A 14,631-nucleotide genomic window follows, 5' to 3' on the forward strand; every position below is an offset into this window, starting at 1 on the left:
CACAGCTGGCGCAGATAGCAACACAGGCTGTTCGGCAGATTCCAGATCGCGGCCGGACGCGTCAGAGTCGAGCTGTCAAAGGTCCGGGAGATCACCATGGATTCTGAGATTTTCACCATGATCGCGCTGGCGCTGCTGGTGGCAGGCGGCTGGCTGATCGACGTCATCCATCAACGCGGCACATCGCGATTCCAGCGTCACATGACCGACCAGCTCAGGAAGTCGGCCGACACGATCCGCGGCGCACCGCTGCCCTGAGCGGCGGCCTGCCACTCCGCTGCGCTACTGCAATTCGAGTTCGGCCAACTGCCGGCGCAGGGCCTCGTTCTCGGCCGTGAGTTCGGCCACGCGTTGCCGCAGGGCCTGCAATTCATCGTCCCGCCCGAGCTCTTCGGGCGCCGGCGATGAAGCAGTCTCCTCGCGCGGCTTGCGCTTCGATTCGCGCACACGCTTCGCGGCCTGCTTCAGCTCATCCTTGCCCGCGTTGGCGGCAGCGACCTGTTCTTCGGCGGGCAAGGTCGCGACTGCTGCCGCCGCATTGATGGAGATCGTTCCGGACTTCACTGCCGCGACCAGTTCGGGCGCGGCCTGCTTCTGGATCTTCTCGATCATCACCACCTGGCTGCTGCTCAGGCGTGCGGCCTTGGCGATGGCCTCGCGGCTGTTGAGCGGCGCTTCGGCGGGCGCGTCGTCGACGGCGCGTTCCGGCGTCGAATCCGTCGATATCTCGACGCTCGTCGCATCATGCGCGGCGGCGGCACGCGTGCGACGTTCCGCGACGATCTCGCGCTTGCGCAACGCGAGCACGCCGCGCTGGAAATCCGAGATGCTGCGGCGACCCAGGTGCTGGTCGATCATCCAGAGATGCACGTCCTCCATGGAGCGGAAGCGCGGGTTCTGCACCGTCTGGAACGGCAGCCCGTGCTTCTGGCAGATGCGATAGCGGTTGTGTCCGTCGACGAGCACGTCGCCCCACAGCACGAGCGCATCGCGACAACCTTCGGCCAGGATGCTGCGTTCGAGTGCCTCTTCTTCTTCCGCGGTCAGAGGGTCGATGTAGGCTTTGAGTTCTTCGTTGACGACGATGTCCATGGGGCGTGCGATGGGAGGTTTGTCGTCCTGGAGATCTGCGCGAGGAACCCGCGCGACGCACCGGCAAAAGGGCTGCCGGTACGGATGCCCTGTGACGGCGATGGATCCGCAAGGGCGAAACTGGAGCGGGAAAAGAGTCTCGAACTCTCGACCTCAACCTTGGCAAGGTTGCGCTCTACCAACTGAGCTATTCCCGCATTTTTCGAGCTTCGAATTATAGGGGCAGGCAAAGGCCTCTTTGGCCGGGCCCGAAAGTTTTTCGACGTCGCGCACGAAGAGGACTCGGGCCCGACGATCAGACTTCGAATTCAAGCCGCGGCGACGACGCAGCATCGAGCGAACGAAGCGCACCGATGCAAGACGCCTGCGCAAAACCGGCAGCGCTGAAAGCCGACAGCACGGAACCCACCGCATCGGCGCGGCAACTGACGAGCAGTCCGCCGCTGGTCTGCGGATCGGCGACCAGTGCGCGTTGCCATGCCTCGGCTTGCGATGGCCAGTCCACCTGCGATCCGTAGCCGTTCCAGTTGCGCCCGGAGGCACCGGTCACGATGCCCTCCTTCGCGAAGGTGACGGCGACGCCGATGGTCGGCAATGCATCCAGTTGGACGCGCGCATGCAGCCCGGCGCCCCGGCACATTTCGAGCAGATGGCCCGCGAGCCCGAAGCCCGTGACGTCCGTCATCGCATGCACGCCGTCGAGCGCGGCGAGTTCGATGCCCACGCGATTGAGTTGCGTCGTATGGCGCAGCATCTGCGCATACCCCGCATCGTCGAGCAGCCCCTTCTTGAGTGCCGCGGAGAGAATGCCCACGCCGAGCGGCTTGCCGAGCACCAGCGCGTCGCCTGCCTTCGCGTCCGAATTGCGACGTACGCGATCGGGATGGACCAGCCCCAGTCCGACGAGGCCATAAATCGGCTCGAGCACATCGATGCTGTGGCCGCCCGCGATCGGGATGCCGGCTTCGCGGCAGATGCTCGCACCGCCCTCGAGCACGCGGCCGATCACCTCGGGTGGCAGCTTGTCGATCGGCATGCCCACAAGTGCCAGCGCCATGATCGGCGTGCCGCCCATCGCGTAGATGTCCGACAGCGCATTGGTCGCGGCGATGCGGCCGAAGTCATGCGGATCGTCGACGATGGGGGTGAAGAAATCCGTGGTCGCGACCAGGGCCTGCGTCGCGTTGAGGCGATACACCGCCGCGTCATCGCTGGTCTCGATGCCGACCATCAATTCGGGCGGAACGATGCCCTGCGGGGCCCGTGCCAGAATCTCCGACAGAAGGCCCGGGGCGATCTTGCAGCCGCAACCACCGCCGTGTGAAAACCGTGTGAGAGCAATCGGTTCCATGATGAAGAACTCAAAGCAGTCAGAGTGGACCGGCATTGTGCCAGTCGTGCCTGCCTTGGACTGCGGCTGAACGCTCATGCAACGCCCCCCTGTCCGCGCAACCGACCTGCACGCCTTCGACACCCTGATCGACGCGCGCTCGCCCGCTGAGTACGCCCTGGACCACATCCCCGGCGCCATCAACTGCCCCGTGCTCGACGACGAGGAGCGGCGCATCGTCGGCACGCTCTACAAGCAGCAAGGCGCGTTCGAAGCGCGGCGTGTCGGCGGCGCCATGGTGGCGGCCAATCTCGCAAGGCACCTGCGCGAGGTGTTCGCGGACCGGCCATCCCGCTGGAAGCCACTCGTGTATTGCTGGCGCGGCGGCCTGCGAAGCGGATCGATGGTGACCTGGCTGCGGCTGGTCGGTTGGGATGCACAGCAACTCGCCGGCGGCTACAAGAGTTTTCGCCACCACGTGATCGAACAACTGGAGGCGCTCTGCCCCCGCTTGCCGTTGCGCATCCTCTGCGGCGCCACCGGCAGCGCGAAGACGCGCGTGCTGCAAGCACTGGCGCGGCGCGGCGCGCAGGTGATCGACCTCGAGGACTGCGCCAAGCACAAGGGCTCGCTCCTCGGCGCCCTGCCGGGTATCCCGCAGCCTTCGCAGAAGCATTTCGAGACCCGCATTGCGCAGGTGCTCGAAGGCATCGATCTCCAGCGGCCGCTGTACGTGGAAGGCGAAAGCGCCCGCATCGGCCGCATCGCGCTGCCCATGTCGCTGGTGTCGCGCATGCGCGCAAGCCCCTGCATCGAGATCGCGGCAACGCCCGGAGCGCGGCTGGCGTACCTGCTGCGCGACTACGCGTACCTCGGCGACGACGGCGAGGCGCTCGCCACGCAATTGGGCCTGCTCAAGGAACTGCAGGGCAAGGAGACGGTGCAGCGCTGGCAGGCGTGGGCGCGTGCGGGAGAACTGGCGCCGCTGTTCGCGGAACTGATGGCCCAGCACTACGACCCGCACTACGCGCGCTCGCAGGCGCGTCACTTCATGGCGTGGCCCGATCGATCCCGCATCGACACCGGCGACCTGTCCGAACAGGGCATCGAGGCCCTCGCCGACGCCGTGCTGGCGCTGGACGACGGCAGCGGAGTGCTCACTCCCGGCTCCGCGCCTCCTGGCTCTCGTCCTCGCCCGCCGGCAGGTGGATGAGGCCCGTGCGCAGGTCGTACTCGAACACTTCGCCATAGCGGCCCCACTCGATGGCGGTGCGCAACACACGCTCGGCCGTCGGTTCGTCCAGGCTCTCCTTGAGCAGTTCGAGGAAAGGCTCCTGGCGCAGTTCGCCCGCGGGTGCCTGTTCCAGGCTGTGGCGGATGTGCGCGGCGAGCGGCACATGGGCCAGCAACTGCTGTCCGAGCAATTGCTGGCGCAGGGTGTGCACGCCCGCGACATAGCGCCGACCCAGTTCGGTGAGATGCAGGTCGGCGTCCGCGAGCTGGGCAAGGCCCAGCAGCGAGAGCGCCTGCGCCAGCGGCAGCAATTCGTGGTCGGTCAGCTCGGCTTCTTCGGCAAGCTGCGGCAGGTCGGCACGGCCCTGGCGGCCATCCTCGACCAGCATCTCCAGCAGGGCTTCCATGCGGCCGATGTCAGCGTCCGGCAGCCGGTCACCGAGATGCATGCGCACCGGCTCCTCGGGCGCACGGCCCGCCGCGGGGGCTCCGGCGGTCATCAGCGCATAGGCCTCGTCGATCAGCGCCCGCACCTCCAGGCTTTCGGCATCGCGCGGACGCGGCAGGCGGATGGGCAGTTCGGCCCGCACGCGGCCCGGGTCGGCAGCGAAGATCAGCACGCGGTCGGCCATCAGCACCGCTTCCTCGATGTTGTGCGAGACGATGAGCATCGCCTTCGTCGGCATCGCACCGCCGCCCCACAGATGGAGGATGTCGTCGCGCAGCCGCTCGCCGGTGAGCACATCGAGCGCCGAGAAGGCTTCGTCCATCAGCAGCACTTCCGGCTCGACGACCAATGCACGCGCGATGCCCACGCGCTGGCGCATGCCGCCAGACAGCTCGCGCGGCAATGCGCCTTCGAAGCCCGCGAGGCCGATGAGGTCGATGGCATCGCTCGCACGTCGCGCCCGCTCGGCAGGCGCAACGCCGCGCGCTTCCAGGCCCAGCTCGACGTTCTGCTGCACCGTCAGCCAGGGGAAGAGCGCGAAGGACTGGAACACCATCGCGATCCCACGCGCCGGGCCGTACAGCGGCTGGCCGCGGTAACCCACGGTGCCGGCATCGGCGCCGATCAGGCCCGCAAGGATGCGCAGCAGCGTGGACTTGCCCGACCCCGACTGTCCGAGCAACGCCACGATCTCGCCTTCGGCCAGGCGAAAGTCCACGCCTTCGAGCACCGAACGCGCAGTGCCGTCCGCGGAGCGAAAGGACTTGCCCACGCCCTTGAGTTCAACGATGGCCTCGCCCATGGTCACTCCAAGCTGTTTCAGTCATCTGCCTTCGGACAGCGCATAGAGTTTGCGCCAGACGAAGTGGTTCATGCCCATCACGAACACGCACATCACGCCGATGCCCAGCGCGATGCGCGGGAAGTCGCCGATGGCTGTCATGTGGGCGATGTAGCTGCCCAGGCCGGCGGCTTGCAGCGTCGTGTCGCCCCAGGTCACGTATTCGGCCACGATGCTGGCATTCCACGAGCCGCCGCTGGCGGTGATCGCACCGGTCACGAAACTCGGGAACACGGCCGGCAGCAGGTAGCGGCGCCAGCGCAGCCATCCGGTGAGCCCGAGGTTGTCCGCCGCATAGCGCAACTCGGTCGGCACGCCGGACGCGCCCGCAATGATGTTGAAGAGCAGGTACCACTGCGTACCCAGCACCATCAGCGGCGCCAGCCAGATGTTCGGGTTGAGCTGCCAGCGCACGATGAACAGCACCGCAACCGGAAACATCAGGTTCGCCGGGAAGGCGGCCATGAACTGCGCCACGCCCTGCAGCCGCCCCGCCCAGCGTGGATTCATGCCGATCCACACGCCGATCGGCACCCACACGAGCGCGGCGAGCGCGATCAGCACCACCACGCGCAGCATCGTGTAGAAGCCGAGCACGAACACGTGGCCCACCTCCCCCCAGCCCACCTCGGTGTGGATGAAGCGCAGCAGCCAGACCGCGGCCAGCAGCACGACCGCGGCCAAGGTGGCGTCCCAGACGCGCTCCACGGCCGGATTGGGCGGGCGCGGCCGCGCCTTGATGGAGGTGCCGTCGTGATCGCGCCGGAAGAGCACCAGCGAGCGTTCGAGCACCCGCGCCAAGCCTTTCATGAAGCCCTTGAGCCGGTCGGTGCGGCGCAGCCAGGTGAGCAGCCAGGAGCGCGGGGCGTCTTCGCCGCTGCCCTCTTCGAAGCGGAACTTGTCGGCCCAGGCGATCAGCGGCCTGAAGAACAGCTGGTCGTAGAGCGTGATGCCGATCAGCATCCCGCCGATCGCCCATCCGATCGCACCGAGGTCGCGCGCCTCGATCGCAAGCGCGATGTACGAACCGACGCCCGGGAGCTTGATGTTCTGGTTCGACACCGAGATCGCCTCGGAGGCAACCACGAAGAACCAGCCGCCGGACATCGACATCATCATGTTCCACAGCAGCCCGGGCATCGCGAAGGGCAGTTCCAGGCGCCAGAAGCGATGCCAGGGCGAGAGCTGGAACACCGACGACGCTTCGCGCAACTCCGGGGGCACGGTGCGCAGCGACTGGTACAGGCTGAACGCCATGTTCCACGCCTGCGAGGTGAAGATGGCGAAGATCGCCGCGCATTCGACCCCCAGCAGATTGCCCGGGAACAAGGCGATGAACCCGGTCACGGTGATCGACAGGAAGCCCAGGATCGGGATCGACTGCAGGATGTCGAGGGTCGGCAGCAGCACCTTCTCGGCGGCGCGGTAGCGGGTTGCCAGGACCGCGAAGACACAGCTGAAGATCAGCGATGCACCCAGCGCGAGAAACATCCGCAGCGTGGTGCGCAGCAGGTAGTACGGCAGCATCCACGGGTCGAGGCTGATCGGCAGCTGCTCGCCCAGTTCGTAGGGCCGCGCCATCTGCGCGCCGCCGTAGGCCAGCGCGAACAGGGTCGCCAGGACGAGCGGCAGCAGGGCCCAATCCCAGCGGTTGCCGCCGGAAGCGACGGCCAGGCGCGGAAAGAAGGGTTTGTCGAGCATAGGCGGGGGCGATGGGTCGTTTCACGGACCCGGTCCGCGGCGGGCGCCATTGTGCCTCCGCCGGCGGACACGGGCCTGACCCGTTGCGCCGCGCCGTCGGCCCGCTACAACGGAAAGGCTTCGAGCCCGCGCTGCCCCTCGGCGCCCTGCACCGGCGTGTGCGCCACGTTCATGACCCAGCAGACCATGGCGAAGTAGCCCACCAGGGCGCTGAGATCGACCACGGGGCCGGCGCCGAAGCGTTCGACGGCGGCAGCATAGGTCGGCTCGCTCACGCCGTGGTGCAGGAGGAGTTCGGTCGCGAAGTCGAGCGCGAGTTGTTCGTCGTCGGCCAGCGGCGCGGCGCGGCGCCCGAGCCGAAGCGCTTCGATCGCCTCGGCACTGACGCCGGCCTTGACGGCCGCTGCCGCATGCAGCACCCATTCGAACTGGTTGCCGACATGCCGCGCGACGGCACAGGTCACGAGTTCGCGCACGCGCGCGTCGAGCTTGCTGTCGAAGCGCAGGTATTCGCCCAGGACGCCGATGCGTTCCATCAGCACCGGGCTTTGCAGCAACGGGATGAACGGGCCGAACACCGCCTTGCGCGGCCCGTCGATGAGCGCCTGCGCGGCGGCGCGCTGCGCGTCCGACATCGCATCGGCGGCGGGCATCGGCAGCCGTTCGGCCCAGGGGAGCGTGTGGCCTTGCTGGAACATCATGGAACTCCTCGTGGTGAATCAGCTTCGGGACGGCGCACGGACCAGCCACACGGCACTGCCCAGCAGCGCCACGGCACCGACGACCAGCGCGATGAAAAGTCCGCCGAAGCCTTGCGAACTGCCGCTCAATGCCGAAGACAGCACGGGCCCGGCCATCTGCCCGATGGCGAACGCGGCAGTCATGCGACCGAGCGAGCGCGTGGGGTCGCCGACGGCCGTTGTCTTGGCTTCCTGCATGCCGGCCATGGTCGCGACCATGAAGGTCCCGCCCACCAGCAGCGCCGCCGCGAGCACGGTGATGGCCGAAAGGTGCAGCACGGGCAACAGGCAGCCAATGGCCATCAATCCATGGCTTCCTGCCAGCACGTGCCGTCGGGAGATGTGGCCGAGCAATGCACCGGCAACGAGGGTCGACACCGCGGCCGCCGTGCCGAACACGGGCCATGCGGCGCCGAACACGGAAGGGTCGTCGACGACGGCACGGGCCAGCACGGGGAGGAAGGTCGCGGGAAGGATGTAGCCGAAGCCGAGGACGCCGTAGCAGATCACCAAGCTCCATGGCGTACCGGCAGATGAAGCCTGGCGGGTGGTCGGGGCCTTGGCAGGTGCCGCGCCCACGGCAGCCGCCTCGCCCGGCATCAGCACCGCGACGACGATCAGCCCGACGAGGGCGAGCGCGCCGAGTTGAAGCCACAGACTGTCCGGCGCAACGCCGGCTGTGCCCGCGCGCCAGCAGTAGAGCCCTGCGATGGCGATGCCGACGCCGACGCCCGCGTAGAGAATGCCCGCGCCGGCCGGCCGCTCGAAGCGCGCGAGCCAGCCCAGGCACCAGACGCTGGTGCTGACCAGTGCCCATGCGCTCGCCACACCGGCTACGAAGCGAAGGACGCCCCAGATTGCGACGGATCCGGTCCAGCCCATCGCGGCTGTAGACACGACGATCGCGAGGAGCGACACGAGGCCGATGCGTTGTGGCGTGAGCGGAAGGCGAGCGGTCGTGAGCGCGCCGAGCAGGTAGCCCGCATAGTTTGCTGCCGCCAGCCATCCACCCGCAGCCACGTCGGCGCTGCCTGCGCGGATCATCAGCGGCAGCATCGGCGTGAAGGCGAAGCGCCCGATGCCCATTGCGATGGCCAGGGCGACCAGTCCAGCGGCGCAGACGGCGAGGAAGGAGGGTCGTGCCACGGGGATGGAGGGGTTCGACATGGGAGCTTATTAGACGCAAAATGCTGGTGCGCCACAAATGAATTATTCAGAACAATCATTCTCCTTATGAGAACCATCGACCTGGATTCCCTCGAGATTTTTCGCACTGTCGTTTCCGAGGGCGGCGTGATTCGTGCGGCGGACAAGCTGAATCGCGTGCAGTCGAATGTGACGACGCGCATTCAGCAACTGGAGGAGCGGCTGGGGCACAAGCTGTTCCATCGGCAGGGGCGCACGTTGGCGCTGGCGCCGGCGGGGCACAAGCTGCTGCCTTATGCCGATCGGTTGCTGCGGCTGGCCGATGAGGCGGAGAGCGAGTTGCGCAGTGATCTGCCGTTGGGCACGTTCAAGCTCGGGTCGTTGGAGAGCACGGCGGGCAGTCGGCTGGCGCCGATCCTGTCGCGATTTCACAGGCTGTATCCGGGCGTGGTGGTGGAGTTGGTGACGGGCACGACGGGTGCACTGTTGAAGCGGGTGAAGGCGTTCGAGGTGGAGGCTGCGTTCGTGTCGGAGCCGTTCACGCCGTCGGGGCTGGAGACGTTGGCGGTGTTCGAGGAAGAGCTGGTGCTGATCACGGCGCGCAGCGTGGCTTCAATCACCAAGGCTGGCGATCTTGCCAATGCGACGCTCATTGCGTTTGCCCAAGGGTGTTCCTATCGCCGGCTGCTCGAACAGTGGCTTGGCAAGGGTGGGGTTGCGCCTTCGCGGTCGCTGGAGTTTTCTTCTTACCAGGCGATGATTGCCTGCGTGGCCGCGGGAACTGGGTTTGCGATCGTGCCGGTGTCGGTGCTCAAGGCATTGCGGGCTACTGCGGATGTTCGGCAGCATCAGTTGCCGGAGCGCATACGGGCCAATCGTACGCACCTTGTTTGGCAAGGGACTCCTTCTGTGGCGTTGGCTCGGATGATTGAGATGTTGGGGAAGGGATAGTTTTTTTGCTCTCTGCTGAGGGCGCCCGGTAGGCGGTGCGGGCCGGGCGACCCCGCTACGCCGGCCCTTCGGGCTGCCCTGCAGTGCTCGCTTCAGGCGGGGTCCGCGCAAACTCGCTTCGCTCAAACACGCGCGGCCCTTTTTCCGCCTGAAGCTGCGCGCTTCGGCGGCGTAGAGGGGTCGCCCGACCCGCACCACCTACCGGGCTCTGTGAGTGGATAACGGTTGTGGGCGTCTCGAACGTCGCCAGCCTGCGCGCAATCACAACGGTTGCGGCGGACAGTTCAACCGCAACGTCTAGCGTCGTCGGGCGGTGTGCCCTGTGCCGGCCGTTGAGGCACCGCCGAGCAGCGCAGCGGTGCGCGGAAAAAGGGCCGCGCGTGTTTGAGCGAAGCGAGTTTGCGCGGACCCCGCGTACCGCGAGCAGCGCAGGGAAGCCGCGAAGCGGCCGGTGACGTCGGCCGGCACAGGGCACACCGCCGGACGACGCCACCCCTACGGCCAAACCGGCAAATGACTCCCAGGTACCACAGAAGGCCGCCCCCACCCAGCAGGCGTACGAGACAGAAGCGCGCTATGCCGCATCCCACAAAGCACCCCAAACCCCGAGTCAGAAGTCTCCAGATAAGGCGCCCTGTCCGCCCGATCGATCAAAAGCCCATCAGCCACCCGCCCCAGCCCACGAAGCCACCGCCCCGTCTGCGCCAGGGAAACCTGCACATGCCAACTGCCGCCTTCGCGTTGCTGTCGCCACAGCGCGGCCGACGCGCCCATAGCGATGAGGTAGCCCGTGGCTTCGTCGAGGATCTGCATGGGCAGCGGCCTGGGTTTTCCGTCGCCTGCCGCTTCGCCTTCCGCGTGGTTGAAGCCCATCGCCGTCTGCACCAGCGAATCAAAGCCGCGGCGCTGTGCCCAGGGGCCGAGCGTGCCGTAGGCCGTCAGTGAGACGTAGACGATTCCCGGCCGGATCTCTGACGCCCGATTCGCACCGAAGCCCAGTGCCGCGATCCCGCCGGGACGGTAGCCCTGGACGAAGACATGCGCCCCCTGCAACAGCGTCGTCAGCGCGTCGCGACCCGCTTCCGTTTGCAGATCGACATGCGCCGACAGCTTGCCGCGACTGGTGTCCGCGATCGCCTCGATGTTGGGCAGATTCGGCGAATTGATCAGCATCACGTCGGCACCGTAGGCCGCGAGGGCTCGACCGCCCACCGGGCCGGCAAGGATGCGCGTCAGGTCCAGCACGCGCACGCCCGACAGCGGTTTCTCTTCCTCCGACAGCGGAGGCAGGTCGAGCGGCGGCGCATCGCCGATGCGCTCGATGGTGAACAAGGGCTGCTGCACCAACGCCTCGCCCTGCGGCGTGACGTCCCATTCATCGAAGCTCCGCATCGCCGTCGCGACCAGCCCCTTGGCTGCCGCCGCTGATTCGAACTCGATGGCCTTCCACAACTGCATCGCGGCCTCGGCGTCCGTCCGCTGCGCAGTCTGCGGATCCAGGCCAAGCAGACGCAGCGCGCCGTCCCGGTGATGCGCGAAGTTGGCATGAATGCGGACCCAGCCGTCGGCCGCGCGATAGAGCCCGGAGAAAGGGTCCCACAGGTCCGGAACCCTTCCGTCCACGCTGAACCAGCCCGTGCACTCCAGTGCCGCATGCAGCATCTCGACGCCCACCTCCTGGCGCGGCACACCGCGCACATGGCCCAGTTCACAGGCCGCCAGCGCAGCCGCGGCAATGGTGCTCTGCGCCGCGGTCCCCACGGCGAAGGACGACGGCAGCACGGGATCCGTGCCACTCAGGTTCGCGAACGCCAGCGCCTCAGGCGGCAGGCCCGCCAGCCGCCAGATCCGCCCCAGTTCCTCGGTCGCATTCATGGCCTGTTCTCCAAACAAAAAAAGCAGGGCGCGTTCACACGGCCCTGCCCTTTGCGCTATGCGGCGCGATACCTCACCGGATCAGCTTCGCACCGGTCTTGGCCTGCAGCGACTCGAAGCTCACGCCCGGTGCCAGTTCGACGACTTTCAAACCCTGCGGCTCCACGTCCAGCACGGCGAGGTCGGTGATGATGCGGTCGACCACGCCTACGCCTGTCAGCGGCAGCGTGCACTTCTCGAGGATCTTGAGGTCCTCGGTGCCGTCCTTCTTCTTCGCGACGTGCTCCATCAGGATGATCACGCGCTTGACGCCCGCCACCAGGTCCATCGCGCCGCCCATGCCCTTGACCATCTTGCCGGGGATCATCCAGTTGGCGAGGTCGCCCTTCTCGCTCACCTGCATGGCGCCGAGGATCGAGAGATTGATCTTGCCGCCGCGGATCATTGCGAAGCTGTCGTGGCTGCCGAAGATGGCGCTGCCGGGCAAGGTCGTCACGGTCTGCTTGCCGGCATTGATCAGGTCGGCGTCGACCTGGTCCTCGGTCGGGAAGGGGCCGATGCCGAGCATGCCGTTCTCGCTCTGCAGCCAGACTTCCTTGTCGCCGACGAAGTTGGCCACCAGCGTCGGGATGCCGATGCCGAGGTTGACGTAGAAGCCGTCTTCCAGTTCTTGCGCCGCGCGTGCGGCCATCTGGTCTTGGGTCCAGGGCATCTCAGGCTCCTTTGGTGTTCTTGATCGGCGCGGGCACTTCGCTGCCCGCAGCGGCTTGTGCAATGGCAGCCTGCGCCTCGACCTTGGCGGCCACTGCGTCGACCGGCGCCGAGGCGCTGACGGTGCGCTTCTCGATGCGCTTCTCGGGATTGCTGTTGAGCACGATGCGGTGCACGTAGATGCCCGGCAGGTGGATGTCGTCGGGGGCGAGTTCGCCGACCTCGACGATCTTTTCGACCTCGACGATGCAGACCTTGCCGGCCATGGCCGCCGCGGGATTGAAGTTGCGCGCCGTCAGGCGGAAGCGCAGGTTGCCGGACTTGTCGGCCACGTCGGCCTTGACCAGTGCGACGTCGGGCACCAGCGAGCGTTCCATGACGTAGGTTTCACCGTCGAACTCGCGCAGTTCCTTGCCTTCGGCGACCTGCGTGCCGACGCCGGTCTTGGTGAAGAAGGCCGGGATGCCAGCCCCGCCGGCGCGCAGCTTCTCGGCCAGGGTGCCCTGGGGCGTGAATTCCAGTTCCAGTTCGCCCGCGAGGTACTGGCGCTCGAACTCCTTGTTCTCGCCCACGTAGCTTGCGACCATCTTCTTGATCTGGCGCGTCTCGAGCAGCTTGCCGAGCCCGAAGCCGTCGACGCCGGCGTTGTTGGAGATGCAGGTCAGGTTCTTCACGCCCGAATCGTGCAGCGCGTCGATCAGCGCCTCGGGGATGCCGCACAGGCCGAAGCCGCCGACGGCGAGCGTCTGGCCGTCGGCCACGACACCCTTGAGCGCCGCGTCGGCGGAGGGGTAGATCTTGTTCGCCATGATTCCTCGCTGGTGATGGTTGAGGTGGTTGAGATGGTTGAGTCGAATCAGAGCCTGAGACGATACTACGTATGCGCATACGTAGTATTTCGTAATGGAGACACCCGACACCGATCTGAAGGCCATCGACTACCGGCTCGCCTTCGAGCAGTCGCCGGTGGGCATGGTGCTGTCGCGCCATCGCATCATCGTGGATTGCAACGCGCGCCTGTGCGAAATGTTCGGCGCCACGCGCGATTCGCTGGTCGGCCAGTCGTTCCAGGTGCTCTACCCGAGCGTCGCCGAATTCGAGCGCATCGGCAAGCGCATGGAGCCGATCCTGAACGCGAGCGGCCGCTATGCGGACAACCGCATGATGAAACGCCTCGGCGGCCTGCACGGCGCATTCGCGGGCGAGACCTTCTGGTGCCATGTGAGCGGACAGGCGCTCAACCGAGCCGCGCCGCACGAGGCGGGCATCTGGACCTTCGAGGACCTCGGCTCACGCCGCTCCGTCAAGGCCGAGCTCACGCCGCGCGAGCGGGAGGTGGCGGCGCAGGTCATGCAGGGGCGCACGTCCAAGGAGATCGGCAAGGCGCTCGCCATCAGCCATCGCACGGTCGAGATTCACCGTGCGAGGCTGATGCGCAAATATGCGGCGGCCACAACCGCGGAGCTGGTCCAAAAGCTGATCGCCGGATAGATTGCGCGGACGATGAACCCCTACCACGACCCGAAGAAGCCTCACCACCGCGCACGCGGCTTCCAGAACAACTACACCGAGTACGAGCCGAAGAGCCTGTCGGACCTCCTTCACTGGCGCAGGGATGCCATGCGCAACCACCTGCCGCCGCCACCGCTGGGGCCGACGCCGAGGGTGACGCCCGACCTGGCCTGGCTGAACGCCAATGCGCGCGCGGGTGCACGGATGGTGCCGGCCACGACGTACGTCGGGCATGCCACGGTCATGGCCCAGATGGGCGGCATCACCCTGCTGACGGACCCGATGTTCTCGCAGCGGGCCTCGCCCGTTCAGCTGGTGGGGCCCCGGCGCCATTCGCCTCCGGGCATCGCCTTGGCGGATCTGCCGCACGTGGACCTGGTGCTGGTGTCCCACAACCACTACGACCATCTCGACGCGGCCTCAGTGCTGGCGCTCGACCGGCAGGCCGGCGGCCCGCCCCTGTTCGTCGTGCCGCTCGGCCTCAAGCCGTGGCTCGCGGCCAAGGGCATCCGCAACGCGGTGGAACTGGACTGGTGGGAGAGCCACCGCCTGCCGTCGCCGCATGGGGAGATCGAAGTGACCCTGGTGCCGGCGCAGCACTGGTCCTCGCGCGGACCCGGCGACGCGATGGCGACGCTTTGGGGCGGGTTCGCGGTGCTCGCGCCCGATTGCCACCTCCTCTTCACCGGCGACACCGGCTACTCGCGCGACTTCACCGACATTCGCCGGCACTTCGAGGAGCGGCAGGCGCCCGCGAAAGGCGGCGGATTCGACATCGCGCTGATTCCGATTGGCGCCTATGCACCGCGCTGGTTCATGCGCCTTCAGCACGTCGATGTCGAGGAGGCGCTGAAGATCCACCGCGACGTGGGCGCCAAGCGCTCGCTCGGCATCCACTGGGGCGTCTTCACGCTGACCGACGAGGCCCTGGACGAACCGCCGAGAAAGCTCGCCGAACTGCGCGGCGCCCAGGGCATGCCGGAAGACGAGTTCTTCGTGACGGCCATCGGCGAGACGCGGAAGATCGCGCCCCGCAACGGCTGATTCCCCG

14 protein-coding genes and 1 tRNA gene are annotated in these 14,631 nt (G+C 67.1%); 5 read left to right on the plus strand and 10 right to left on the minus strand.

Going from position 1 to position 14,631, the window contains the following annotated elements; all coding sequences use genetic code 11:
• Positions 1–96 precede the first annotated feature (96 nt).
• Positions 97–258 carry a hypothetical protein gene (locus tag ACSFBL_RS06115; RefSeq protein WP_435514853.1) on the plus strand — a complete coding sequence of 54 codons (162 nt, stop codon included), beginning with the start codon at positions 97–99 and terminating at the stop codon, positions 256–258.
• 24 nt (positions 259–282) lie between these two features.
• On the opposite strand, the gene ACSFBL_RS06120 is transcribed toward ACSFBL_RS06115, so the two are convergent.
• The 3 genes from ACSFBL_RS06120 to selD form a co-directional block, all read right to left on the minus strand.
• A complete protein-coding gene (locus ACSFBL_RS06120; protein ID WP_435514854.1) occupies positions 283–1,092 on the minus strand; it encodes a plasmid replication/partition related protein in 810 nt (269 codons plus the stop codon).
• Positions 1,093–1,213: 121 nt separating this feature from the next.
• A tRNA-Gly gene (locus ACSFBL_RS06125) sits at positions 1,214–1,289 on the minus strand.
• A 98-nt stretch (positions 1,290–1,387) separates the two neighbouring features.
• On the minus strand, positions 1,388–2,443 hold the full coding sequence (gene selD / locus ACSFBL_RS06130; RefSeq protein ID WP_435514855.1) for a selenide, water dikinase SelD: 1,056 nt from the start codon (positions 2,441–2,443) through the stop codon (positions 1,388–1,390).
• A gap of 76 nt (positions 2,444–2,519) precedes the next feature.
• Here selD and mnmH point away from each other — a divergent pair, with 76 nt between their 5' ends.
• Entirely contained in the window at positions 2,520–3,635 is a 1,116-nt protein-coding gene (mnmH, locus tag ACSFBL_RS06135; RefSeq protein WP_435514856.1) for a tRNA 2-selenouridine(34) synthase MnmH, read from the plus strand.
• Here the strand turns inward: mnmH and ACSFBL_RS06140 are convergent.
• The 4 genes from ACSFBL_RS06140 to ACSFBL_RS06155 all read right to left on the minus strand — a co-directional run bounded on the left by ACSFBL_RS06140 (position 3,580) and on the right by ACSFBL_RS06155 (position 8,552).
• Positions 3,580–4,905: an ABC transporter ATP-binding protein gene (locus ACSFBL_RS06140; RefSeq protein WP_435514857.1), complete on the minus strand. Its 1,326-nt coding sequence runs from the start codon at positions 4,903–4,905 to the stop codon at positions 3,580–3,582. The genes mnmH and ACSFBL_RS06140 overlap by 56 nt on opposite strands.
• 21 nt (positions 4,906–4,926) lie before the next feature.
• Complete coding sequence (locus ACSFBL_RS06145) at positions 4,927–6,645, minus strand: ABC transporter permease (protein ID WP_435514858.1); 1,719 nt, start codon at positions 6,643–6,645, stop codon at positions 4,927–4,929.
• A gap of 104 nt (positions 6,646–6,749) precedes the next feature.
• Positions 6,750–7,346 carry a carboxymuconolactone decarboxylase family protein gene (locus ACSFBL_RS06150; RefSeq protein ID WP_435514859.1) on the minus strand — a complete coding sequence of 199 codons (597 nt, stop codon included), beginning with the start codon at positions 7,344–7,346 and terminating at the stop codon, positions 6,750–6,752.
• An 18-nt stretch (positions 7,347–7,364) separates the two neighbouring features.
• A complete protein-coding gene (locus ACSFBL_RS06155) occupies positions 7,365–8,552 on the minus strand; it encodes a YbfB/YjiJ family MFS transporter (protein WP_435514860.1) in 1,188 nt (395 codons plus the stop codon).
• Between the two features lie 66 nt (positions 8,553–8,618).
• Between ACSFBL_RS06155 and ACSFBL_RS06160 the strand changes: the two genes are divergently transcribed.
• Positions 8,619–9,482: a LysR family transcriptional regulator gene (locus ACSFBL_RS06160; protein ID WP_435514861.1), complete on the plus strand. Its 864-nt coding sequence runs from the start codon at positions 8,619–8,621 to the stop codon at positions 9,480–9,482.
• A gap of 495 nt (positions 9,483–9,977) precedes the next feature.
• Here ACSFBL_RS06160 and ACSFBL_RS06165 read toward each other — a convergent pair whose 3' ends face one another.
• The 3 genes from ACSFBL_RS06165 to ACSFBL_RS06175 all read right to left on the minus strand — a co-directional run bounded on the left by ACSFBL_RS06165 (position 9,978) and on the right by ACSFBL_RS06175 (position 12,877).
• Positions 9,978–11,357 carry a CoA transferase gene (locus ACSFBL_RS06165; RefSeq protein WP_435514862.1) on the minus strand — a complete coding sequence of 460 codons (1,380 nt, stop codon included), beginning with the start codon at positions 11,355–11,357 and terminating at the stop codon, positions 9,978–9,980.
• Between the two features lie 73 nt (positions 11,358–11,430).
• On the minus strand, positions 11,431–12,069 hold the full coding sequence (locus ACSFBL_RS06170) for a CoA transferase subunit B (protein WP_435514863.1): 639 nt from the start codon (positions 12,067–12,069) through the stop codon (positions 11,431–11,433).
• A 1-nt stretch (position 12,070) separates the two neighbouring features.
• A complete protein-coding gene (locus ACSFBL_RS06175; RefSeq protein WP_435514864.1) occupies positions 12,071–12,877 on the minus strand; it encodes a CoA transferase subunit A in 807 nt (268 codons plus the stop codon).
• A 115-nt stretch (positions 12,878–12,992) separates the two neighbouring features.
• Between ACSFBL_RS06175 and ACSFBL_RS06180 the strand changes: the two genes are divergently transcribed.
• A complete protein-coding gene (locus ACSFBL_RS06180; RefSeq protein ID WP_435515329.1) occupies positions 12,993–13,559 on the plus strand; it encodes a LuxR C-terminal-related transcriptional regulator in 567 nt (188 codons plus the stop codon).
• 12 nt (positions 13,560–13,571) lie between these two features.
• A complete protein-coding gene (locus ACSFBL_RS06185) occupies positions 13,572–14,624 on the plus strand; it encodes an MBL fold metallo-hydrolase (protein ID WP_435514865.1) in 1,053 nt (350 codons plus the stop codon).
• Positions 14,625–14,631: the final 7 nt, after the last annotated feature.

It is taken from the genome of Variovorax glacialis, from assembly GCF_051216375.1.
Classification (GTDB): domain Bacteria; phylum Pseudomonadota; class Gammaproteobacteria; order Burkholderiales; family Burkholderiaceae_C; genus Variovorax.

Excerpts from the sequence above, each read along its gene's own strand:
- ACSFBL_RS06140 (WP_435514857.1), bottom strand. The coding sequence starts at position 4,905 with ATGGGCGAGGCCATCGTTGAACTCAAGGGCGTGGGCAAGTCCTTTCGC.
- ACSFBL_RS06160 (WP_435514861.1), top strand. The coding sequence starts at position 8,619 with ATGAGAACCATCGACCTGGATTCCCTCGAGATTTTTCGCACTGTCGTT.
- ACSFBL_RS06175 (WP_435514864.1), bottom strand. The coding sequence starts at position 12,877 with ATGGCGAACAAGATCTACCCCTCCGCCGACGCGGCGCTCAAGGGTGTC.
- ACSFBL_RS06185 (WP_435514865.1), top strand. The coding sequence starts at position 13,572 with ATGAACCCCTACCACGACCCGAAGAAGCCTCACCACCGCGCACGCGGC.
- ACSFBL_RS06165 (WP_435514862.1), bottom strand. The coding sequence starts at position 11,357 with ATGAATGCGACCGAGGAACTGGGGCGGATCTGGCGGCTGGCGGGCCTG.
- mnmH (WP_435514856.1), top strand. The coding sequence starts at position 2,520 with ATGCAACGCCCCCCTGTCCGCGCAACCGACCTGCACGCCTTCGACACC.
- ACSFBL_RS06120 (WP_435514854.1), bottom strand. The coding sequence starts at position 1,092 with ATGGACATCGTCGTCAACGAAGAACTCAAAGCCTACATCGACCCTCTG.
- ACSFBL_RS06150 (WP_435514859.1), bottom strand. The coding sequence starts at position 7,346 with ATGATGTTCCAGCAAGGCCACACGCTCCCCTGGGCCGAACGGCTGCCG.
- ACSFBL_RS06170 (WP_435514863.1), bottom strand. The coding sequence starts at position 12,069 with ATGCCCTGGACCCAAGACCAGATGGCCGCACGCGCGGCGCAAGAACTG.
- selD (WP_435514855.1), bottom strand. The coding sequence starts at position 2,443 with ATGGAACCGATTGCTCTCACACGGTTTTCACACGGCGGTGGTTGCGGC.
- ACSFBL_RS06145 (WP_435514858.1), bottom strand. The coding sequence starts at position 6,645 with ATGCTCGACAAACCCTTCTTTCCGCGCCTGGCCGTCGCTTCCGGCGGC.
- ACSFBL_RS06155 (WP_435514860.1), bottom strand. The coding sequence starts at position 8,552 with ATGTCGAACCCCTCCATCCCCGTGGCACGACCCTCCTTCCTCGCCGTC.
- ACSFBL_RS06115 (WP_435514853.1), top strand. The coding sequence starts at position 97 with ATGGATTCTGAGATTTTCACCATGATCGCGCTGGCGCTGCTGGTGGCA.